Below are 23,812 nucleotides of genomic sequence, written 5' to 3'. Positions count from 1 at the left end.
AATTATACACAACAAGTGACTGGAGGCGACAACATGGAACAAGAACATAAAGGATCGGAGCAAGCAAAGTCGTTATGGCTAGCTGATAGTGAGAAGCCCTCTTTTCCTACTGTCAGCGAAGATCTTACAGCAGATGTCATCATTGTCGGTGCCGGTATTACCGGTATCGCTACTGCATTTGAAATGACAGAACGCGGACTGAATGTCATCATCATAGATGCTGATCAAGTATTGCAAGGAACCACCGGACATACGACAGCGAAAATTACCTCCCAGCATGATGTGTACTATCATGAGCTGATTCAGCATATAGGTATGCCGAAAGCCCGTTTATATGTAGAAGCAAATGAAAAAGCAAAGGAACTCATCCAAGCACGTGTGAAAGAGTATGACATTGATTGTCATCTTGAGGTAAAAGATGCTTACCTTTATGCAACAGAAGAAAACGGCGTCAAAAAGTTAAAGAAGGAATTAGATGCGTACAAACAGCTCGGTATCGATCGCGAATGGAAAACAGAGCTCCCGTTTGATGCTGGCATCAAGGCAGCCCTCGCCATGACGCAGCAAGCACAATTTCATCCTCTTCATTATCTTCATGCACTGATCGATCAGCTCATTGACCGAGGCGTGCGCATATTTGAACAGACAACGGCAGTCGATGTAAAAGAAGGAAAACACCCTGCTGTCATCACAAAAAGTGGCCATCATCTGATGGGGCGCTCTATCATTTCATGCTCACACTTTCCTTTTTACGATGGCAAAGGACTGTATTTCACTCGAATCCATCCTGAGCAATCTTATGTCGTCGCAGCCAAAACAAAAAAACCGCTCCCAGACGGCATGTACTTAGGAATTGATCAGCCTGCCCATTCATTAAGAACGGCGAGATTCCATGGAGAAGATGTCGTGCTCATCGGTGGACAAGGTCATAAAACCGGACAAGGCGGAGATGAATCCGCACACTATGAAGCACTAGAAAAGTTTGGTGAAGCCACCCTTGGTATAACGGAAGTCCTTTACCGCTGGTCCACTCATGATATGGTCACAATGGATCAAATCCCTTACATTGGCCGCCTGACATCACATCATTCGAATATTTTTGTGGCAACAGGCTTTAGAAAATGGGGCATGACCACAAGCCACGTAGCAGCGACACTGATCGGAGATTTGATCGAAGGAAAATCGAATCCTTACGAATCCCTCTTTACTCCATCAAGACTCGTGTCAGACGCATTCGTAAAAGACTTTATCAAAGAAAACACCAATGTTGCAGCAAAGCTGATCAGCGGTAAATTAAAGCGAGCTGATCAAACAATTGATGATTTAAAACCGGGTGAAGGCGGCATTGTATCTTATGAGCACAAAAAATGTGGCGCTTTTAAGTCAGAGGACGGCGATCTCTTTCTTGTCGATACAACCTGTACTCACTTAGGCTGCGAAGTCGCGTGGAATAATAGTGACCGCACGTGGGACTGTCCTTGTCACGGGTCTCGTTTCTCCATTACGGGAGAAGTAGTAGAAGGTCCGGCGAAAAAACCACTAAAAAGGTCATATAAAGAACAGTAAAATTTCACTGTTTCCCCTTTAAAAAATCCAATATTATCCGATAAAAAACATAAAGTCTGATATTTTTGATGATCATGGGGGGACAAACACATTGTTATTTAAAAAAGAGAGTAAAAAGAAAAACACTGCTTTTTTCACACAGCAGGATGATGGGATAAAACGAATCAATTTTCCGGAGAATACGGACATTGCCAAACAAATTAAAATGATTGATTTGACGCAGCAAGACCTTTTTATCTTGAAACAGCTGAATCCAATCGTTCAAGATGAAATTGAACATATCGTCGATAAATTTTATAAAAACCTAGAAGTCGAGTCTTCCTTGATGCACATCATTCAAGATAACAGCTCAGTCGAGCGTCTAAAGAAAACACTACGCATTCATATTAGTGAAATGTTTGCCGGTGTGATTGACGAATCTTATGTGGCCAAAAGAATTAAAATTGCACAAGTTCATTTAAGAATTGGACTTCAACCTAAATGGTATATGGCAGCCTTCCAAGACCTATTGCTATCCATTATGGATTTATTCGCCCAGCATATCCAAGATTTCAAAGAATATCAGACGGCAGTGAAAGCGACGACGAAAATTTTAAATCTAGAGCAGCAGCTTGTCCTAGATACGTTCCAAAATGAATACTCTAAAGTTCGTGATGAAGCAGAACTACAGCAAAAAGAGCTTCATACAAAAATTACAGAAACATCTAATTCACTTGCTTCTCTCTTCTCAAACACAACAAATGCAGTGGACAAACTTGTATCAAAATCTGATGAGATGGCGGATATGTCACAGGCTGGCACAAAGATTTCTGCACAAGTTGAAGAGAAATCAATTGGCGGTAAAAAAGAGTTAGAAATTCAGCAGACGCAAATGAACCAAATTGACGGCAGTATGACAAAGATTGAAACAGAAATTAAACGCTTAGAAGAAATTGCAAAACAAATTGAACAAATTTTTGGGATCGTCACAGGTATTGCGGAGCAAACGAATTTACTATCTTTAAACGCTTCAATCGAATCAGCTCGAGCAGGTGAACATGGCAAAGGCTTTGCTGTCGTTGCAAACGAGGTTCGCAAATTATCAGAGGATACAAAGAAAACGGTTTCAACTGTATCTGAGCTCGTCAACAACACAAATTCACAAATCGCCATTGTGTCACAGCATATTGCTGATGTGAATTTACTTGTGACAGACAGTAAAGAAAAAATGACCCAAATCAACTCGCTATTCGATGATATCGTCAGCAGCATGAACTTAAGCAAAAACCAAAACGGAAAAATTGAAATAGATTTGCAAACATTCCTAAACGAATTGAAAGAAGTCAAACAAACAGTGTCCCAAGTGGCAAGTTCGGTCGAGTCATTAACGAGCCTGACAAATCACTGATCCAGTCATTCTTCTTCTGTTTTAGTATAATAGAAGAAAAGATAGAAAAGGCGGGATTTGATTGACAGCAATTTGCCTAGTCAGACACGGTGAAACCGATTGGAATGCAGCAAAACGAATTCAAGGACGAACAGATATCCCTTTAAATGACACTGGTAAATGGCAAGCGGAACAAACCGGTCTTTACTTAAAAGATGCCCACTGGGATGTTGTCATTTCCAGTCCGCTATCAAGGGCAAAAGAAACAGCTCATTTGATTTTACAGCATGTACATGCACCGCTCGTGATCATGGACGATTTTATTGAACGTGACTATGGCGACGCTGAAGGCATGTCATTTGAGGAACGTCAGAAACTGTTTCCAAATAAACAGTATCCAAATATGGAACCACTATCGGCACTTCAAGATCGAATGCTAGAAGGTATCGAAAAAGTGAGAGCAACCTACCCAGATAAACGGGTACTCATCGTGGCACACGGGGCTGCCATCCATGCCTTACTCACCTCACTAGCTGACGAACAGATGGGTATTAAGGATACAAGACTTGAGAATGCCTGCTTAAATTATGTGGAATGGACAGATGGTGAATGGAAGGTGAACGATTACAACGTGGTCAGCCATTTAACACAATCTGCCCCTTCTTAAAGAACCTGTTTTCATAGCAGGTTCTTTTTCATGACAAAAACAATGATAAAATAATATTTTTTTATATCGAAATTCGAAATAGATGATAGCCTTTTCTACCTATTTTATGGAATTTCGGGTATCGAATGTTTATCCTCAAATGGATCATGAGAAAAAAAGCACGATTCCTTTTTAATAGAAAACCGTTGAGAATATAGAATAAACATATTTTTCCATCATTTCCAAGTGACTTAATTCCCTATTTTTCGCTAGGACTTCCACAAAAATTCGGGTCTACTCTTATTTGCCTATCTCTATTAAACTGAAAATACAGAATAATCAAACGGATCATTCTTATAGACTACGGATGATTATTCTGAAATAAGAAAAAAGGGATGTGGAATGTGCGTGAAAAAGAAAAATGTGATGACAAGTGTTTTATTGGCTGTCCCTCTTCTGTTTTCAGCAGGGTTTGGAGGCTCGATGGCAAATGCCGAGACTGCCTCAAAGTCAGAAAGTGAAAAAAGCTATATCGTTGGCTTTAAAGCTTCTGCCACCACAAACAGCTCTAAGAAACAAGCAGTGACACAAAATGGTGGGAAATTAGAAAAACAATACCGCCTCATTAATGCTGCACAAGTGAAGATGTCTGAACAAGCCGCAAAAAAACTTGAACACGACCCTAGCATTGCTTATGTAGAAGAAGACCACAAAGCAGAAGCATATGCACAAACCGTCCCTTATGGTATCCCTCAAATCAAAGCTCCAGCCGTACACGCTCAAGGTTATAAAGGTGCTAACGTCAAAGTAGCTGTCCTTGATACTGGAATCCACGCCGCACACCCTGACTTAAATGTTGCAGGCGGTGCTAGCTTCGTCCCTTCAGAGCCAAATGCCACACAAGACTTTCAATCACACGGAACTCACGTAGCCGGAACCATTGCTGCCCTTGATAACACGATTGGTGTTCTTGGGGTTGCGCCAAGCGCCTCCTTGTATGCCGTTAAAGTGTTAGATCGTTACGGCGATGGACAATACAGCTGGATTATCAGTGGTATTGAATGGGCTGTTGCCAATAACATGGATGTCATCAATATGAGCTTAGGCGGACCAAACGGCTCCACAGCGCTTAAAAATGCTGTAGACACAGCGAATAATCGCGGAGTAGTTGTCGTTGCCGCAGCAGGGAATTCAGGTTCCACTGGCTCTACTAGCACCGTTGGCTATCCTGCTAAATACGACTCAACCATTGCTGTTGCCAACGTGAACAGCAACAATGTCAGAAACTCGTCCTCTAGCGCAGGTCCTGAATTAGATGTTTCTGCACCTGGTACATCGATTTTAAGTACAGTACCAAGCAGTGGATATACATCTTATACGGGAACATCGATGGCATCTCCTCATGTAGCAGGAGCAGCAGCGCTTATCCTTTCTAAGTATCCGAATCTATCAACGTCTCAGGTTCGTCAGCGCTTAGAAAATACGGCAACACCGCTTGGTAATTCGTTCTATTACGGAAAAGGATTGATTAACGTTCAAGCAGCTTCTAACTAAAATAAGTGTGACAAAAAAATCCGGCGAACTGAGCCGGATTTTTTATTTATTGCTTTTTCGATGTTTCCTCTTTTTTCGCCGCTTTTTCCATATCGATGATTCTCTCCATCATCGTCGGGTGTCCATAGCGGAATATTTTCACTAAAAGTGGCGGATTGACTTGGGAAAGCCCTGATTTTGCAAGCTTTTGAAATGATGTTACCCCCGCCTCTCCATCTTTCGTCAAGTTCACGGCGTATTCATCAGCTGCACGTTCTTGATGCCTTGACACAGCATTTGTAAAAGGAGAAGCAGCAAATGACAGCATAGATACAATGATTAAAAGAAGCGGAAGAGCAGCAACGTCATGTGGTGCCTTCAGACGAAATGGAGAAGCGCCTTTTTGGTAAAGGGAAAAATAAAGACGATCAATGGCAAAAAATCCAACCAGAGACAACACTAAATATCCTGCTAAACCAATATATACATGCTTCATCACGTAATGTCCCATCTCATGCGCCATGATAAATAAGATTTCACGGTCTTTCAGCTTTTGAAGTGTCGTATCCCACAAAACAATACGCTTATTTTCACCAATTCCTGTGACGTAAGCATTCATCGTGTTTGTTTTCTCTGACATGTTGACTTCATATACATGATCTGCTGGAATGTGCGCTTTCTCTGCAAGAGTTAATATCTTTTTCTCAAGCGCTTGATCCTTCAATGGGTAAAAATCATTGTAGAGTGGATCAATAACGACCGGCTGTATAAAGAAGAGAAATAGTGTAACTGGAACGGTTAAACACCAAGCATACAGCCACCAATATTTCCTTTTCTTTTGAATGAGCCAAAAGAACACAATCGCGCATAGAACAAGCAGTGGATATTGAATCCAAAAATCAAGCGTTTGGTCTTTTAGCCAACTTGCCGTGCTTTGTGCTGAAACACCGTAGTGCAAGGACAACTGGTAGCTCACCCACTTGACCGGCAATGTGATCAGCATCGTCAAAAGTGACAGCACAAACACATACACAAGTTTGCTCAAAAGATGAAAACGAGCTGCTGCCAAGCTCCAATCTGCTAATTTCCTTGAAAACCCTGAAATGAGCAAAAGGAAAAAGACATACCAATCTAAAGGAATTGTCATAAAGTACAACAGGTTACGAATGTTCGAGTAACTTCCACTAATCACAAGCTCATGGCTTGTCATAAATGTATGCGGGTCTGCACTTGTCCCTTTCACACTGTCAGGGACAGATGAATCCCCCATTAGAAATAAGTAAGAATAAATAAAAAGACCGTACAATATGTATGCTACCGTTGCAAGAGCTACCCATTTGCGTACTCGCACTGGTCAGCCTCCTTTCCATTTCTCTCTCTATTGTAATCACGCACGTTTTTGTTTAGAACCTGTCTCATGTGGCTCCATCATAGCATGCCCTATCTGAAAAAGCTTGAGTGAAAAAAATGATTATGCTGTTCAAAAATCGGAGAAACTAACCATAAAAAAGTGAGTTGGAGGTTCATCATGAAGAAAATCCTTGCAGGAATTGTGATCTTTGGGCTTTTACTGATTACCTTCTTTTATGTGTTCAGCCGGACAAGTGACATCTTCGATGAAAATCGAGCAGAGAAATTATTGCTTTCACCGACGAACCAGTCCATTTCTTATGAAATAGATGATAAAGATACAACTGAGGATCTAATTGAACAATTAAACAAAGGGAAACAAACAAGCAGCCATCTCAAAAAGAATGTAAAAAAGCCAGATTATATCGCCAAGGTCATGTTCGGACGGACAAATGGTACTTCTTTTCAGCTATGGACCAACCGCTCTCAAGTTGTTTTTTTAGTAAACGGCACCTATTATGAATTAAATCAAAAACAGTCAAATTCCTTTCGAAAACAGGTACAAGAAGCGATTCAAAAAGGAGCCTCTTCATAAGAAGAGACTCTTTTTTTATTTACTTGTTTCTGCTTGGTACTTATCCTTTAGCGCTCTTCTTAAAATTTTACCAGTCGTGTTTTTTGGAATATCATCAATGAAATGGATCGTTTGGGGCTGCTTATATTTCGCCAAATAGCGTGAACAATGTGTGATGATGTCTTCTTGATTGATGTGAGCATGTTTCTTAGGGGAAATGTAACAGACAACAGCCTCTCCTGTGTTTGGATCGGGCACACCGATGACAACGGCTTCTGCTACAGCTTGATGTTGATAAAGTACTTCTTCTACTTCTCTTGGATAGACATTATACCCGCCAACGAGAATCATGTCCTTTTTTCGATCGACGATATAAATATATCCGTCTTCATCTCTTCTCGCCAAATCTCCTGTGTACAGCCAGCCATCTTTCAGTGCCGCCTCTGTGTCTTCTGGCATTTGATAATAGCCTTTCATAATGTTTGGCCCTTTTGCGATCAGTTCTCCGACTTCGTTTGGTCCAACTTCCTCTCCAAGTTCATTCACGATCTTATTTTTCACATTCATAATATCAGTGCCGACCGAGCCTGGTTTTCTTTTTCCATCAAGGGGATTGAATGCCGTCACTGGGGAAGCCTCTGATAATCCGTAACCCTCTAGCACCGTGACACCGAACTTTTCTTCAAAACCGTGAAGTAAAGCAACAGGCATGGACGCACCGCCTGATATACAAATCCTCACCGACTTCATCGCTTCCTCATGACCGTCCTGGCGGTATAAATAGTTATACATGGTTGGAACACCAACAAATAACGTTGGTTTTTCTTTCTCCATCATTCGTAAAAGCTCTGATGGGCTGAAATGCGGCAGGACATAGATGGTCGCTCCATGAATCAAGGGGGCATTCATACAGACGGTCAAACAAAACACATGGAACATCGGCAAAGCAGCAATCACCTTGTCCTTCTCATCAATTGACAGGTACTCCGCAATGTCTCTTGCATTTGAATAAAGGTTAACATGAGTGAGCATTGCCCCTTTTGGTTTTCCTGTTGTGCCAGATGTAAATAAAATAACAGCCGTATCGTCAGGTTGTATGGAAGGATGCTCAGCTTCTGGTGCACCTCCAGATACAAGCTTTCCGAAGAAAACAAGACGATCAGATACTTCTTTTAAACTTGACCTGCACGCAGATTCATTTTGAGCACAAATAATGACTCGTTCAATCGCTGGAAGCTGTTCATACACCTGCTCGTATATCGGCAGAAGCTGATCCGGTGCAACAATCCCTTTTACATCACCAGTGACCAGCATGTAGCCGATTTCACTTGGCGTATATGTTGGATTGACAGGTACAACAACAAGCCCTGCCTTTAATGCACCAAAAAATGAAATCACAAAATGCGGTGAATTTCCTAAAATCAGCGCGATATGATCTCCCGCTTGAAACCCTTCGCTCACTAAACCATCTGCAAAACGTTCGATACTTGTCATCAGTTCTTGATAGGTCCACTTGTTCCCTTCAAAGATCAGTGCGACGTTCTCTCCCTTGGTCATCGCAGTCTGCTCAAGATTTTTGATCAAATCCATTCTCCCACCCCTTATACTTCATCAATGAATGAATAGCCATTCATTTTATGACCAAACATTCCTCCTTTCTATTATAATAGACAATCGAAAAAATTCACAAGATCAAATGTAAACCGCTTTCATCCCTTTCATTAGAAAAAGCACCGCTATCTCTAGCCGTGCCTGTCCTTGCTTAATAAATCAAATCCAGAAAATCTTCTTTTGATACGTTACCAAAATAATGGCGCATATCCATGTCTTCTAATACATCACTAATGGTTTTGCGATCATATTGCTGCCCAATGAGTCGTTTCTCAATATCAGCAATATCCCCTACACCGAAGAAGTCACCAAAAATTTTGCAGTCTTGAATGATGCCTTTTTTCACTTCTAATCGAAGATCAATCGATCCAGCTGGAAAACGCTTAGAGTGCTGCAAGTTAAACTTAGGTGAACGGCCGTAGTTCCATTCCCATTTTTGGTATCGATCACGAGAAATCTCATGAATCTTCTCCCAATCTTTTTCTGTCAGCTGATACTCAGGCACGTCTCCGTTCGTGTCAAAAATATAGCTTAAAAGAATTTTTCTAAATTCTTCTGTTGTCATTTTTTGATCCATCAGTTCACTAATGTTGGCGACCCTGCTTCTAATGGATTTAATCCCTTTTGATTCGATCTTTTCTTTCTTCACATTTAATGCCGAGACAACATGTTCGATTTCTGAATCAAATAATAGGGTGCCATGACTGAAGATACGTCCTCGTGTAGCAAATTGAGCATTCCCCGAGATTTTACGCCCATCTGCCATGATGTCATTTCTGCCGCTTAATTCCGCTTTGACGCCAAGCTTTTCAAGCGCTTTGATGACTGGCTCGGTGAATTTTTTAAAGTTATGAAAGCTGTCCCCATCGTCTTTTGTAATAAAACTGAAGTTCAAGTTTCCTTTGTCATGGTAAACTGCACCACCGCCAGATAACCTGCGAACGACTTTGATGCCATTGTCTTCCACATATTTTGTATTGATTTCTTCTATTGTATTTTGGTTTTTTCCAATAATAATGGACGGCTGGTTGATGTAAAACAGCAAATACGTTTCTTCTGGATCTAAATATTTTAAGCAATACTCTTCAATGGCTAAATTAATCATTGGGTCATAATGTTGCTCGTTATCGATAAACAGCATCTCTATCTTCCTTCCTTGTTCCATCTAAGCCCTGATTGGGCAAGCTGTATATTGCCAGTATATAACGCCTGTGCTTCATTGACTAGGTCTTTATGCCGACCGAAATGAGGGAGATGGGTGATGATGAGCTCTCCAACATTTGCTTCACTTGCCAGCTTCCCTACTTCAGTACTGTTCATATGTCCTGCACCCGATCCATCTTGTCCGGCGTAAAAGTTGCTTTCGGCAATAAGTAAGTCTGCATCCTTGCTAAAAGGGATAAATGCATCTTGATAGCTTGAGTCAGCTGTATACACCACCACAGCCTCATTTGCCTGAATTCTCATCGCATAGCATTCTGCCGGATGAACCGTTTTCAAAAAATCAATTTGAAATGGTCCGATTTGAATGCCCTCTTCCGGCTGATAAGGTGTTGTCTTTGTATGTACATCATCAGAGAGCCGCTGAAATGCTTCTTGATCCCCGGTGTGTCCGTAGATCGTCAGCGGACCACTGCTTTTTCCTAAATGATAACCCACTAGCTTGGCATATTGGAGAGGTCCGATATCTGCAATATGATCGTGATGATAATGAGAAAGGAGTACAGCATCTAGTTCTTCTATATCAATGTATTGCTGAAGCTTTGACAGAACTCCGCTCCCGCAGTCGACAAGCAGACGAAAACCATCTGATTCAAAAAGATAACCTGATGTGGCTTCACCAGCTGCTGGAAATCCTCCGTAGCAGCCAATCACGGTTAATTTCATCGTCATATTTCCTCCTTTTCAAAAAATCCCCTTCTTACAATATACCCATTTTTCATAAAAAAAGCATTCTTCTTGCCTATTGTTACAAAACAGATTGACAATTATCAATCTGTTATAATACAATGATAACAATTAAACGTATTGGAGGATGACAAATGCTAGGAAAAATCACTGAGTTTTTTAGAAATTTGCCTTCAAAAAAATGCACAAAATGTGGAAATGATTTAATGGAACAGCACGAGTGTTACGGTAATGAATGTGAGGAATGCTCACAAGTAAGTTATCTTAAATAAGGAAATAAATAGAATAAAAAAGCACTTTTTTCCTCCTCCGTCAGTTGGAGTCAAAAGTGCTTTTTATTTTTTCTGAAAAATAGGTAAAAAGGTAAAACCCTTGGTACAGAAGGGTTTTTTAGTATTTTCATATGATGACTTTTAGTTCGGAAGGCACTTTTTATTGACTTAAAACAACGAAGGGGGTTCGAAGTGTCCATTTTTTCAAATAATTTTGTATTTTCTTAATATAATTTAATCGTGGACGAACCTCTTTAATTTTAGTTATACTTTAATTCATATATTAAAACTTAATATAATGGGAATATTCCTTTAATGAATATGTTAGGGAGGAAATCTATGAAAAAATTAAAATTTGGATTAGCTACTCAAATCCTAATCGGTCTTATTCTCGGTGTCGTGGTTGGTGCGATCTTTTTCGGTAACCCTGGTGTTGAGACATATTTAAAACCAATTGGAGACTTCTTCTTACGACTCATTAAGATGATTGTCATTCCGATTGTCGTATCTAGCTTAATTTTAGGTGTTGCAGGTGCGGGTGATGGTAAAAAAGTAGGGAAGCTTGGTTTTAGAACCATTCTTTATTTTGAAATTATCACAACGTTTGCGATCATCCTTGGTCTTGTGCTTGCGAACTTTGTTCAACCAGGTGCAGGCGTTGACTTTGGACATACAGAAAAACAGGATATTAGCCAGTATGTTGAAACGGAAAAAGAACAAAGCAGTAAATCAGTTGCTGATACGTTCCTTCATATCGTTCCGACGAACTTCTTCCAATCATTGGCGGAAGGTGATTTGCTTGCGATTATTTTCTTCACTGTATTATTCGCACTTGGCGTTTCAGCGATTGGTGAACGCGGCAAACCAGTGCTCGCCTTCTTTGAAGGTGTGTCACATGCGATGTTCCATGTCGTCAATGTTGTGATGAAAGCTGCACCATTTGGTGTGTTCGCGCTCATTGGTGTGACAGTATCAAAATTTGGTCTTGAATCTCTTGTTTCATTAGGTAAGCTCGTAGGTCTTGTTTATTTTGCGCTCGCTCTCTTCCTTATCGTTGTATTCGGAATTATTGGAAAGATGATTGGCGTCAATATTTTCAGATTTCTTGCTTACATGAAAGACGAAATGCTTCTCGCCTTTAGTACATCCAGCTCTGAAACAGTTTTACCGAGAGTCATGGATAAAATGGAGCGCATCGGGTGTCCAAAAGGAATTGTTTCTTTTGTTATCCCAATTGGTTATACGTTTAATCTAGACGGCTCCGTCTTGTATCAAGCCATTGCGGCGCTTTTCTTAGCGCAGGTATATGGCATTGACCTCACGATCGTACAGCAGCTCACACTAATCCTTGTATTGATGGTGACATCAAAAGGAATGGCTGCCGTTCCTGGTACATCCTTTGTTGTATTACTTGCAACACTTGGAACGATCGGTGTTCCTGCTGAAGGTCTAGCCTTTATTGCAGGTGTTGATCGTATCATGGATATGGCAAGAACCGTTGTCAACTTAACTGGTAATGCACTTGCAGCTGTCGTGATGTCTAAATGGGAAGGGCAATATGACCCTGAAAAAGGACACCGCGTGATGACTGGACAAGATGTACCTGAGCCAACACAACTTTCAAGCTAATCAAAAAGAACCCCGCGATCGGGGTTCTTTTTTTATACTGTGATTAATTTGCTTTGAACATAGTGGTACAGAAGATTGGCCGTATGAATCAATGAGTCTTCATGGGTTCTTTCAAAGGCATGCGAAGAGTCAATGCCAGGTCCAATCAGTCCATGAATGATATCATGCCCTGCTCGAATCGCTGCTGACGCATCTGAACCATAATAAGGGTATATATCAAGGCGGTAATCGATCTTATTTGCCTCAGCTAATGCGGCTAAATGTTTGCGCAGACCATAGTGATAAGGACCGCTAGAATCCTTCACACATATTGACACACTGTATTCATCAGTTGATTGACCGTCACCGATGGCTCCCATATCAACAGCCAAATATTCCACCGTTTCTTCCGGGATATTCGAGTTCCCACCGTATCCGATTTCTTCATTATTTGAAATTAAGAAATGTGTCGTATGCGGCAATGTGATGTTCTCTGTTTGAATGCGGTGAATCAATCTCAGCAACAACGCCACACTTGCCTTATCATCAAGGTGTCTTGATTTAATAAAACCTGAAGATGTCACTTCCACTCTAGGATCAAATGAGATAAAGTCTCCTACTTGAATGCCGAGTGCTTGCACATCGTCTGCATTTTTCACTTTTTCATCTAAGCGAATCTCCATATTTTCTTGATTTCGCTTCGCTTTTCCAGCATCCTCATATACGTGAACGGACGTTTGATGCATCAGAATGGTACCTGTGTATGTACGGCCTGTTACTGTTTCAATTTCACAATACTCGCCTTCTATCGAGTTATATTGAAAGCCTCCAATGAGTGCAAGACGCAGCCGACCATTTGATTTAATTTCTTTGACCATCGCACCGAGCGTATCGACATGTGCTGTCAACATGCGGTGTTCCTTGTCATCTGTTCCTTTTAGGGTGGCAATTAATCCGCCTTTTCGATTTCGCTTCGTTTCAATATTTAAATCTTGTAAAAAACGTTCGACAAAGCCAATCACTTTCTCAGTATTTCCTGATGGACTTGGGATTGACACAAGCTTTTGAATAAGCTGAACCGTTTCATTTACTTCCGTTGTCATTCGGCATATCCTCCTTCATCTAAAAGAAATTCTTTCCAAGCATGCCTTTTTTCAGCATCCTTCTTAAAATATATCGCTTCGGGTTCCTGATGTCTAATTTCTAATAGAAAAAAACCTTTCTTATGAAAGAGAAAGGTTTCAACGTGTAGACAAACCCTCGCATTCGGTGTCAGTCCTGCGTGCTGGTGTTCACGAATATCAAATTCGCTCCGCGCCAGTACTCGTCCTTCCTAGTATTCAAAGTTTTTCTATCACGCTGAGCTGAAAAGAAGACAAAGGGATAAAATAAAGTTCATTTTATCCCTTTGTCAACAATCTGAAATGAAAAACCTTTCTCATGAAAGAGAAAGGTTTTTTTGATTATGCTTCTTCTTGTTTCATTTTTCTTATGTTCCAAGCAAAGTATGCTGTTGTTGCAGCCATCATGATGATGGCTACTGTTCCAAGAATCGCTGCTTGGTGCCATAAATAACTGTTATCACCGCTTGCAATGATCGTTCTAAATCCGTTGATGGTATACGTCATTGGAAGCAGACTGTGAATGACTTGGAAGAATTTTGGTACAAGCTCAAGCGGGAATGTACCCGCACTTGCTGCAAGCTGAAGAACCAAGATAATGACGGCAATGAAGCGTCCTGGATTCCCCATCGTCGTCGCAAGAAGCTGAATGATCGCTAGGAATGTCAGACTGACGATGATTGCAAAGAGATAGAAGCGCCAGAGGCTTTCCACTTCAAGTCCAAGTCCAAAGATCAGCATGGAGCTTGCAATCACTGCCTGCAAGATACCGACTAAGAGAAGCACACTATATTTGCTGACAAACCATTCAAACGCATTTCTAGGGCGTCCAGCAGGATCTTTCATTGGGAATACAACAGTTAGCATAAGAGCTCCAACAAAGAGTCCCATTGATAAAATATATGGTGTGAGCCCTGTTCCATAGTTATCAATTTTTTTCGCTGTATCATTCTCTGTTTTGACTGGGCTTGCAATCATATTGTAATTGTCCTGCCCCGCATCAATCTCTCCTGTTTCATCTGCAGCGCTTTTTAGCTTATCAGAAAGCTTTCCAGTTCCACTTTTTAAGTCACCTAATCCTTTATCAAGGGATTTTGACCCTTCAGCCAGTTTAGATGAGTTGCTTTGGATACTCGCTGATCCACTTTCTAGTTTATTCAATGCTGCACTAAGCTGGCTTGATCCGTTTGCCAGTTTATCCGCACCACTTTTCGCTGTATCAAGCTTTCCATTTGCTGTTTGCAGGCCATCTTGTAATTTCCCTTGACCCGTTTGAAGCTTCAGTGCACCTTGATACAATTTATTCGTACCGGATGTCATTTGATCAATCGCATTTTGTATGGCGACTGTTGATGTATACAGCTGTTCTGTTTTCTCTGGCAGCTGCTTGACTTGCTGTAGCTGTGCTTTTGCAGATGCAACCGCAGACTGAACTTCACTTGCGTCAGGCAGTTCCTGCAGCGCCGCTAAACTTTGCTCAAGCCCAGACAAATCAGGCAGTTCGATTGTAGGAAGACTGTCTAGTTGATCCATTGCCGCCTTTTTCTCTTCATCTGTCATCGAGCTGTTTTGAATAATACTTTTTACTTTTGCATCTCGATTAGATAATGCTTCTTTTAAAGAAGCAAGTTTGGTACTAAACGTTTTTGCATCTTTTTTCACCTGATCAATCTTAGGCGCCATCTTTTCAAGATTCGCTAATTCAGGTGAAGACAATACTTTCTCCACAGCAGCGATTTTTTCTGAAAATGACTGTGCTTTATTGTTCAGCTGCTCAATGCCTGCTGTGAATTGCGGCATTTTAGAAGAAAGCTGCTCATGTCCTTCACGGCTTGTGTTTAACCCTTCGGTCAATGTATCAATTCCTGTGCCAAGTTCACCAAATTTCTGATCAATCGTTTGATAGCCTGTTAAGAGCTGACCAAGACCGCTATCAAGAGATTGAATTCCAGTGTTCAGTTCACCCATTTTTCCTGCAAACTGATGAACACCTTCGCTATACGTTAACGTTCCTTCTGCCAATTTCGCCAGATTGTCTTTTAACTTTTGGCTACCGTCTTTTGCGCTTTTTGTTCCGTCATCAATTTTCTTCGCTCCATCGCTTGCTTGATCTAATCCTTTTGCAATCGTTTTGAAGTTATCAAAGATGACCTCTGCATAATTTTCTGTGACTTCCTTTGAAACCGAATCTTTTAATTTGATAATGGCGTTATTCGCAATTTGAGACGCAGCATAGTTTGCGCCTGGATTCGTATAATATTTCAGATTCGATTTTTTCGGATGTTTGTCTAGTACTGTACTCGCATTTTTCGAGAAATCTTTCGGAATCTCGACGACGAGATAATAGTCTTCGTTATTTAACCCTTTGATGGCCTTTTCTTCACTATCAACAAAATGCCATTTAAAACTATCGTTTTTCTTCAATTCCTTCACTAAATCATCGCCCACTTGAAGGGTTTTGCCGTCATAATGACTGCCTTCATCCAAGTTGACAACCGCTACAGGTAATTGATCAACTGTACCATATGGATCCCAGTAAGCTTTTAAAAATACACCACTATAAATCAGTGGAATAAATAAGACAGCTAAAATCGGGATCAGTAGTTTTTTGCTCGTCACAATGTCTTTCCATTGATTCCGAATTACATTCATTGCTGTTTTCCTCCCATTGATGAATGACTAAATTAAGAATTCGGTCATTTGAACTTAAAAAAAATTATGTTGTTGCAGACAGTCCTTTTAGTACATAAAGCTCGAGCGATTCAGCGACCTCTTCTTTTGTTAAAGGCTCATATCGCTTTTCCCAGTCAAAAATAAGTGCAATATATAGTTTCACCATCACAAATGCCGTCAATTCAGGATCACAGGGCTTAATGTCGCCTTTTTCAATCGCTTCTTTTACTTTTGTTTTAATATAGCGAATGATCATCTGCTCCATTTTTTCAATCATTTCTTTCACTGCTGATGTGCCAAGCTCCGCATTTTCCTGAAAGATTTTAATTGTAAGCTGGTGGTTTTTTCGAAATTCTAATATTGCAAAGAGTGCTAAGTGAAGGTTTTCAGAGAAACTATTCTTCTCATCTATTGCTTCATCTGCAATTTTCTTCATCTCCATTAACAGTGATGTGAAAATTTCATCGAACAGCTCTTCTTTGTTTTTAAAAAAGGTATAAATCGTTCCTTTTCCGACGTTGGCAAGCTTTGCTACAAGGTCCATTGTCGTGGCTTTATACCCGAACTGGGTAAATGCCTTTGTTGCTCCATCTAAAATCATTTGTCTCCTATCAACACTCATGATCTCACTCCCAAAATGACTATTTGAACGTTTCGGTCATTAAGTACAGAAAGTAATATACCACATCTTTTTCGTCAGATGCAACAACTTTGTTCAATTTTATTATTCACCACTCTTTTCTAAACATACGAACATGAAAAACTCCCTTTCCATGACAGAAAAGGGAGTTTGTTTTTTATGAAAATAGATAAGATACAGCTTCTGAGATGGCAGCTTTTCCTTGATCAATACAATCAGGAATCCCAACACCTTCAAATGCAGCACCCGTGATATAAATACCAGGATATGATTGCTTAAACGTTTCTCTCATCGTCGAAATCTGTTTTTGATGACCCACATGATATTGCGGCATGCTTGTTTTCCAGCGAGTCACTGTCGTCAGCTCTGGATCTGCTTTAATATCCATGATTTTCTTCAAATCCTCCAGCACGATGCTCACGATTTGATGATCAGACTGTTCGACAATTGATTCATCGCCAGCTTTCCCGACGTATGCACGGAGCAATGTTTTTCCTTTAGGTGCAGTGTGAGGCCATTTCTTATTTGTCCACGTACATGCTGTAATGGAGAAATCACTATTTCTTGAGATGACAAAACCAGTACCATCATATTCATTGTGAACATCCTCTTCTTTAAATCCGAGTGCAACTGTTGCAACAGAAGTCGATGTCATGTCATGCAAGTACTCAAGCCCTGCTTCTTTTGGAAACATGGAATAGATCGATTGGTGAGGAGTTGTCACAATGGCAGAATCTGCAAAAAGCGTTTGACCGCTGTCTAATTGAACGCCATAGCCTCCCTCGGCTTTTTCGATCTGGGTCACTTTTGTCCCTTTGTAAATCTTCGTCAGCTTGAGTTTACTTTCGACCGCTTCAACAAGTGCTTGCAGCCCTTGATTGATTGTCTGGAACTGTCCTTGCTTTTTCGCTGTCACTTGTTGCGCTTTTGCATGCTGCTGTGATTTTTTCATCCCAAGAATCAAACTACGATGCTTCTGTTCTGTTTGATAGAACTGCGGGAAGGTAGACATTAAGCTCAGGCGATCAATGTCACCAGCATAAATGCCTGATAGTAGCGGTTCAATTAAATTCTCCACCACTTCATCACCCACACGTCTTCTAAAAAATTCCCCAAGAGATTGATCTTCTGTCTGTTTGCTTTTTGGCAAAACGAAATCCATCGCTGCACGTGCTTTTCCGGCAACTGAAAAAAGCCCAGTTGTAATGAAAGGACTGATTTGAGTTGGAATGCCCATGACAGCGCCCTTTGGCATCGGATGAAGGGTTTCATTGACTAATACATACGCTTGCCCTGTTTCATTATTGACGAGCTGATCAGATAGCCCAACATCTTTTGCCAGCTGGGGTCCACTGACCTTTCTTTCTAAAAATGAATCGGGTCCACGTTCAATGATATAACCGTCTTTATATAATGTTTGAATTTTTCCACCTAGCCTAGGACTCGCTTCAATAAGAGATATTTGGAGAGGAAGGCCTTTTTCTTCAATTTCCTTTTCCAAATAGAAGGCGGCGGCCAAACCCGTGATGCCACCGCCAATGATGACAAGGTGTTTTTGATTGTCATGCATAGGATCGCCTTCTTTTATATGATTACTTGCTTTCATTAAGCTTCTTTAATACGACTGTTGCCAGTGCATCAATAAATGCTGGTTTCGCATTTGGCATTTCTGGACGATAGTAGGCTGCACCAATTTCATCCGTGACGACTTTACATTCATAATCATTGTCGTATAACACTTCAAGGTGATCAGCGACAAATCCAACAGGCACGTATACAAAAGTTTTATAGCCTTTTTGCTCAAATAGGTCACGCGTGAGATCCTGTACGTCTGGTCCAAGCCACGGATCAGGCGTATTGCCTTCACTTTGCCAGCCAATTTCATAATGCTCAATTCCTGCACCTTCAGCAATCATTTTTGCAGATTGTGCAAGCTGTTCAGGGTATGGGTCCCCTGCTGCAATAATTTTTTCAGGAAGACTGTGTGCAGACACAATCAGCACTGCTGAATCTCTTTCTTCCTGACTCATGGATGCATACGTCTCTTTCACTTGTTTCACCCAATAGTCCACAAACTTCGGTTCATCGTACCAGCTTTCAACAGAAGTAATGTTCAGATGGCCAAGCTTTTCTGCTTCATCTTGTGCACGTTTGTTATACGATTTCACACTAAATGTGGAGAAGTGCGGTGCAAGGACAATACTCACCGCTTCTGTGATGCCATCTCGGTGCATGTCAGCGACTGCATCTTCAATGAAAGGCTCAATATGTTTTAACCCAATGTATACATGAAATTCAATCTCGTCTTGGATCTCATTCAAATGTTCACACAAACCATTTGCCTGCTGTTCTGTAATTTTGGATAAAGGAGAAATGCCGCCAATTGCCTTGTAGCGGTCCTTTAAATCTTGCAGCATCTCCGGCTCTGGCTTTCTGCCTCTACGGATATGTGTATAGTAACGTTCAATGTCTTCTTCTTTATATGGGGTGCCATATGCCATGACAAGTAGCCCCATTTTCTTTTTCTCCACAACCAACACTCCTTCAGATCATTTGAAATCATTTAGATGGATGTCTTTTTATGTTTAGCTGAATAATCGTGAATAAAATCAGTCAGCTTCTTTAACGTGTCTGGTGAGACATCAGGAAATACCCCGTGACCTAAGTTAAAGATGAATTGATCTGATTTCATCCCTTGATCTAAAATCGCTGCTGCTCTTTCTTCAATCACTTCCCAAGGAGAAAGTAAAATCGTTGGATCAAGGTTTCCTTGTAACGTTTTTGTTAAGCCTTCTTTTCGCGCTTCGTCTATACTCATACGCCAATCCAGTCCAACGACATCAAGCGGCAAGTCATGCCAATCTTTCGCCAGATGGCTCGCACCGACACCATACATAATCATTGGTACGTTTTCAGACTTCAGCTCTGTGAAAATACGCTGCATGACAGGCTTAATGAAGGTCCGGTAATCTGCTGCATTTAAAGCGCCAACCCAAGAGTCGAAGATTTGAAATGCTCGGACGCCTGCTTTTACCTGAGCGCGTATGTATGTGATCGTCATATCGGCTAATTTATTCATCAAAAGCATCCATGTCTCTGGCTCACTGTACATGAGCGCCTTTGTTTTATGATAATTTTTAGATGGACCGCCTTCGATCATATAGCTTGCCATCGTAAAAGGTGCACCTGCGAAACCAATCAGCGGAACATTCAACTGCTCCTCTGTTAACAGCTTGATCGTATCAAGCACATACGGCAGGTCTTCTTCAGGATGAAGCTCTCCAAGACGCTGGATATCTGCCTTTGTCCGAATAGGCGAGTCAATCACTGGTCCAATTCCATTTTTAATTTCAACATCCACACCAATAGCTGGAAGCGGAGTCATAATATCTTTATATAAAATAGCGGCATCTACACCATATTGTTCTACAGGAAGTCTTGTTACGTAAGCACATAGCTCTGGCTGATGCGTAATTTCAAATAGCCCGTATTTTTCTTTAAGGGCACGATATTCAGGCTGCGAGCGTCCTGCCTGTCTCATATACCAAACTGGTACATGGTCTGTTTTTTCCCCTTTGCACGCCTTTAAGAACGTGTCATTAAAAGCCTTCGTTTTTCCCATTACCTTTCATTCCACCTTTCGCCTCACACTCTCTTTGTATAAGGCTCAAACACTGCTTTTACTATACCGCTTTTTCAGGGCTCGGTATACTAAAGCGGCTCAATGTTCAAAAAATCGCCGAATATTAACGTCCAAAAGCCTCTGGCTTGATATAAGCACTACCTTCGCCTTCTTCTTGTGTTTGAGTATTGTATGGAACAACCTTATACTGCGCATCTGAAAACACATTTGCATACGGCATTGTGTAGCTGTTTGTTCCTGTTACAGAATCGATCAGGGTCTCGCTTCCATTTCTCTTTTCATAAATACGATATTCAACGCGTTTGTCTTCCTGTTCATCCCATGACAGCTCCAATGTAAAGAGCCCTTTGATTTTAAATGCATAACGTGCTTCAAAGCCTGACAGTCCTTCTAAATGGATTGGCGATTGAAGTTCTTTAATTCCCTCTGGTTTTTGGAATGTTTCATTGGTTATTTGGGCTGTCGTTAAAATATCTTTCATTAACTGCACTGGATACTGACTGCCGCCAGTTAAATAATGACTGTTATCCGTTTTGTCATACCCCATCCAGATTGCCCCTGTTGTACTAGGCGTGTAGCCAGCAAACCAAGCATCTTTCGTTGCCCCTTTGACACCGGAATACGTAGTTGTGCCTGTTTTACCAGCCAAATCTCCAGCGTATGATCCGCTCTGAGCGGTTCCGCCTTTGACGACCTGTTGAAGCATTCTTGTCATATTCCAAGCATTTTGTACGCTAAACACTCGTTCTTCTTTGTTTCGATTTTTTTCAACGGTTTCACCATCATCATTCGTGATTTTCTGAATGAAGAACGGCTTTTTATAGACGCCTTCATTTGCAAATGTATGAAATGCTCCAGCTATCTGCAACGGAGAAACCCCTTTTTCTAAACCGCCAAGCGCTATGGCAAGTCCTTTATCCGAAATATCCATTCCCATTTTCTCAAGATAGGATTTAGACGTATCGATGCCAAGCTGGCTTAACGTCCATACGGCAGATGTATTTTTACTTTTCATGAGAGCCTCTACCATCGTGACCCTGCCTTCGTACTGTCCATCGTAGTTCTTTGGAGAATAGCCGTCATAGCTTTTTTCCTTGTCCTCAAGCAGTGAATACGGTCTGAATTTTTTCTCCTGCATCGCTGGACCATATACTGCGATCGGCTTAAAGACAGAACCAGGCTGTCTAACAGCTGTGACTCTGTTATAGCCTCTTGCCTGATATTCTCGTCCGCCTATTGCTGCTTTTACACCACCAGATGCGTTGTCAATAAACACAGCGCTGCCTTCAGGTGACCCGCTTTTTCCCGGGAAATAACGATTGTTTTTCATCGCATCATAGGCAACTTTTTGCAAATTCATATCGATTGGTACGGTAATAGTATAGCCGCCTTGAAGCAATTGTTCATGCGAAATCGAATACTGTGATTCTGCTTCTTTAATCATGAGATCTACATAACTGTCCACCCAAGGGGTTTCTGATTTCTTTTTTAAATGAATACCAAGTGTTCTTCCTTTTGCTTCAACTGTTTCTGTAGAAGACAAATATCCTTGTTCATTCATTAAATTCAGGATGGTATCCCGTCTTTGTTTATTTTTATCTGGGTGTAGAACAGGGGAATACGTTGAAGGTGCCTTTGGCATGGCAGCAAGTGTAGCTCCTTCACTGACAGTGAGATCTTTTACATCTTTACTAAAATAGTAATTGGCCGCTGCTTGGATCCCATAGACGCCATGACCAAAGTAAAGCTGATTCAAATACATTTCAAGCAGCTTGTCCTTTGAATAATCTCTTTCTAAATTGATCGCAATAATGACTTCTTTTGTTTTTCGAAGAAACGTTTTATCATTTGTGAGAAAGATATTTTTGGCGAGCTGCTGGGTGATGGTACTGCCGCCTTCTACCTTTCCACCTGCTAATATATCTCGATAAACCGCCCTTGAAATCGATTGTGCATCAATTCCGTGGTGCTCATAAAAGCGCTTGTCCTCTACAGCAACAAAAGCTTTCGCCACTTTATCTGGGACCTCTTTTAATGACACAGGGTCCCGATTTTCTGAATACATGCTTGTGAGTTCTTTTCCATTCTGATCAATGATTTTCGAGGAAGCGTGAAAAACGAGCTTCTTTTCGTCTATGACATAATGTCCTAAAAATAAAATGGTCAGATAGCCAATAAATGAAAGCACGATTGTACTTCCTGCAATGACTAATGGAATGATTATCTTCTTTTTCTTCAAATTAGGTCACCTCATTCCTTTATACGGATAGTATGGGATGTATTGCTTCATAATATGTTTTATGGATTGACTACCAAAGAATTATATATCATTCTTTTGTTATACTATCAAGCAGGAGGCGGTTTAGATGAATTTCTATATTACATATGGAACAGCAGACTTTTTGCAAAAAATCGCAAAAAAACATCATCTTGAAAATCTGCTTTATACGGTCGGTAAGGAACAAGCGGCTCTTTTTCATGAAACGGAGGGTGAGACAGTCTTTAAAGCACCCCATGCCTATGATGTGATTTATACAAAAGGTGAGCTCGTCCAATCTGGCTTTGTCACGCTGAATCATATCCCTGTAAAGCTCGAAAGCAGAGCACTTTTTGAATCCACCTTTCAGAAAAAAACAAATATGTCAGAACACCAGCGCGGCTTTCAGGCGCTTCGTGTGTTAAGACCAAAAAAGGATGAAGAAGTGTACTTAATTTTGACCCTTTGGGAATCTGAAGACTTATTTCAAGACTTTCAAGAGTCAGAAGCCTTCTTTCAGCCGCACGAGGATACTGGCTCCATCTTCTCTCGTCCTGCCTATCTGACATCCTATCATGCCGTCATAGACCATTAAGGAAGTGCTGCTCTTCGCACTTCTTAGATTGTTGACAAAGGGCTAAAATGAACTTGATTTTAGCCCTTTGTCTTCTTTTCAGCGTGATAGAAAACCTTTGCAGTCTAGGAAGGACGAGTACTGGAGCGGAGCGAATTTGACATTCGTGAGCACCAGCACGCAGGACTGACAAAGAATGCGAGGGTTTGTCTACACGCTGGGAAGTGCTGCTCTTCGCACTTCTTTTTTTCATAAAAAAAAGCCCTTCTACTGCTGGGCTTTCAACGCTTATCTCTAAGCTCGTACCGATGAATGATTGGCTGAAGTACATAAAAATTCAGCAGGATCCATCCTAATAAGATGGGCCATTTGAGCATAGGTGAAGCACCTTTCATCTGAATAAGTAGTACCAACAGTGGAATCAAACAAATCATCAAAAAGCTCATCTTCGAAACGAACGTTTCTTTGAT

The 23,812-nt window shown here is 41.0% G+C and carries 19 protein-coding genes; 8 read left to right on the top strand and 11 right to left on the bottom strand.

Features of this window, described 5'->3' with window-relative positions:
- The first annotated feature begins 33 nt into the window (after window positions 1-33).
- The 4 genes from ACTJKA_RS07260 (at window position 34) to ACTJKA_RS07245 (ending at window position 5,132) form a co-directional block, all read left to right on the top strand.
- On the top strand, window positions 34-1,566 hold the full coding sequence (locus ACTJKA_RS07260; RefSeq protein WP_125589117.1) for an FAD-dependent oxidoreductase: 1,533 nt from the start codon (window positions 34-36) through the stop codon (window positions 1,564-1,566).
- 25 nt (window positions 1,567-1,591) lie between these two features.
- Window positions 1,592-2,953 (top strand): globin-coupled sensor protein, encoded by a 1,362-nt coding sequence (locus ACTJKA_RS07255; protein WP_370539267.1) that lies wholly within the window; start codon window positions 1,592-1,594, stop codon window positions 2,951-2,953.
- 61 nt (window positions 2,954-3,014) lie between these two features.
- Window positions 3,015-3,599, top strand: a complete 585-nt coding sequence (locus ACTJKA_RS07250; RefSeq protein ID WP_035700154.1) for a histidine phosphatase family protein — start codon at window positions 3,015-3,017, stop codon at window positions 3,597-3,599.
- A 387-nt stretch (window positions 3,600-3,986) separates the two neighbouring features.
- Complete coding sequence (locus ACTJKA_RS07245; RefSeq protein WP_008348814.1) at window positions 3,987-5,132, top strand: serine alkaline protease SapB; 1,146 nt, start codon at window positions 3,987-3,989, stop codon at window positions 5,130-5,132.
- A 46-nt stretch (window positions 5,133-5,178) separates the two neighbouring features.
- Here ACTJKA_RS07245 and ACTJKA_RS07240 read toward each other — a convergent pair whose 3' ends face one another.
- Window positions 5,179-6,462, bottom strand: coding sequence for a M48 family metallopeptidase (locus ACTJKA_RS07240; protein WP_008348815.1), 1,284 nt, complete (start codon window positions 6,460-6,462; stop codon window positions 5,179-5,181).
- Between the two features lie 177 nt (window positions 6,463-6,639).
- Between ACTJKA_RS07240 and ACTJKA_RS07235 the strand changes: the two genes are divergently transcribed.
- Window positions 6,640-7,056, top strand: a complete 417-nt coding sequence (locus ACTJKA_RS07235) for a hypothetical protein (RefSeq protein WP_056705121.1) — start codon at window positions 6,640-6,642, stop codon at window positions 7,054-7,056.
- Window positions 7,057-7,071: 15 nt separating this feature from the next.
- Here the strand turns inward: ACTJKA_RS07235 and ACTJKA_RS07230 are convergent, their stop codons facing one another.
- The 3 genes from ACTJKA_RS07230 to ACTJKA_RS07220 all read right to left on the bottom strand — a co-directional run bounded on the left by ACTJKA_RS07230 (window position 7,072) and on the right by ACTJKA_RS07220 (window position 10,533).
- On the bottom strand, window positions 7,072-8,625 hold the full coding sequence (locus ACTJKA_RS07230) for a fatty acid--CoA ligase family protein (RefSeq protein WP_076821940.1): 1,554 nt from the start codon (window positions 8,623-8,625) through the stop codon (window positions 7,072-7,074).
- A gap of 172 nt (window positions 8,626-8,797) precedes the next feature.
- A complete protein-coding gene (locus tag ACTJKA_RS07225) occupies window positions 8,798-9,787 on the bottom strand; it encodes a lipoate--protein ligase (RefSeq protein ID WP_008348846.1) in 990 nt (329 codons plus the stop codon).
- Between the two features lie 2 nt (window positions 9,788-9,789).
- A complete protein-coding gene (locus ACTJKA_RS07220) occupies window positions 9,790-10,533 on the bottom strand; it encodes an MBL fold metallo-hydrolase (protein ID WP_440607666.1) in 744 nt (247 codons plus the stop codon).
- A gap of 155 nt (window positions 10,534-10,688) precedes the next feature.
- On the opposite strand from ACTJKA_RS07220, the gene yhfH reads away from it, so the two are divergent.
- Window positions 10,689-10,826, top strand: a complete 138-nt coding sequence (gene yhfH / locus ACTJKA_RS07215; RefSeq protein WP_008359029.1) for a protein YhfH — start codon at window positions 10,689-10,691, stop codon at window positions 10,824-10,826.
- Window positions 10,827-11,165: 339 nt separating this feature from the next.
- Complete coding sequence (locus tag ACTJKA_RS07210; protein WP_008348850.1) at window positions 11,166-12,455, top strand: cation:dicarboxylate symporter family transporter; 1,290 nt, start codon at window positions 11,166-11,168, stop codon at window positions 12,453-12,455.
- Between the two features lie 32 nt (window positions 12,456-12,487).
- Here ACTJKA_RS07210 and ACTJKA_RS07205 read toward each other — a convergent pair whose 3' ends face one another.
- The 7 genes from ACTJKA_RS07205 to ACTJKA_RS07175 all read right to left on the bottom strand — a co-directional run bounded on the left by ACTJKA_RS07205 (window position 12,488) and on the right by ACTJKA_RS07175 (window position 22,750).
- Window positions 12,488-13,537, bottom strand: coding sequence for a M42 family metallopeptidase (locus tag ACTJKA_RS07205; RefSeq protein WP_050827110.1), 1,050 nt, complete (start codon window positions 13,535-13,537; stop codon window positions 12,488-12,490).
- 360 nt (window positions 13,538-13,897) lie between these two features.
- A complete protein-coding gene (locus ACTJKA_RS07200) occupies window positions 13,898-16,207 on the bottom strand; it encodes a YhgE/Pip domain-containing protein (protein ID WP_268396906.1) in 2,310 nt (769 codons plus the stop codon).
- Window positions 16,208-16,271: 64 nt separating this feature from the next.
- Entirely contained in the window at window positions 16,272-16,850 is a 579-nt protein-coding gene (locus tag ACTJKA_RS07195; RefSeq protein ID WP_026050070.1) for a TetR/AcrR family transcriptional regulator, read from the bottom strand.
- Window positions 16,851-17,025: 175 nt separating this feature from the next.
- A complete protein-coding gene (hemY, locus tag ACTJKA_RS07190) occupies window positions 17,026-18,438 on the bottom strand; it encodes a protoporphyrinogen oxidase (protein WP_048002574.1) in 1,413 nt (470 codons plus the stop codon).
- A gap of 22 nt (window positions 18,439-18,460) precedes the next feature.
- The gene (gene hemH, locus ACTJKA_RS07185) at window positions 18,461-19,399 is read right to left on the bottom strand and encodes a ferrochelatase (RefSeq protein WP_045034863.1); all 939 of its coding nucleotides are present in this window, start codon (window positions 19,397-19,399) and stop codon (window positions 18,461-18,463) included.
- 32 nt (window positions 19,400-19,431) lie between these two features.
- Window positions 19,432-20,490, bottom strand: coding sequence for a uroporphyrinogen decarboxylase (hemE, locus tag ACTJKA_RS07180; protein WP_025207037.1), 1,059 nt, complete (start codon window positions 20,488-20,490; stop codon window positions 19,432-19,434).
- Window positions 20,491-20,614: 124 nt separating this feature from the next.
- The gene (locus tag ACTJKA_RS07175; RefSeq protein WP_017360307.1) at window positions 20,615-22,750 is read right to left on the bottom strand and encodes a transglycosylase domain-containing protein; all 2,136 of its coding nucleotides are present in this window, start codon (window positions 22,748-22,750) and stop codon (window positions 20,615-20,617) included.
- Window positions 22,751-22,877: 127 nt separating this feature from the next.
- Here ACTJKA_RS07175 and ACTJKA_RS07170 point away from each other — a divergent pair, with 127 nt between their 5' ends.
- Entirely contained in the window at window positions 22,878-23,363 is a 486-nt protein-coding gene (locus ACTJKA_RS07170; protein WP_007497177.1) for an antibiotic biosynthesis monooxygenase family protein, read from the top strand.
- The last annotated feature ends 449 nt before the right edge of the window (window positions 23,364-23,812 follow it).

The organism is Bacillus sp. 22190, assembly GCF_052045575.1.
GTDB lineage: Bacteria > Bacillota > Bacilli > Bacillales > Bacillaceae > Bacillus > Bacillus altitudinis.
Note: the sequence above shows the minus strand (reverse complement) of the source record. Positions and strands in the feature narration are given on the sequence as shown.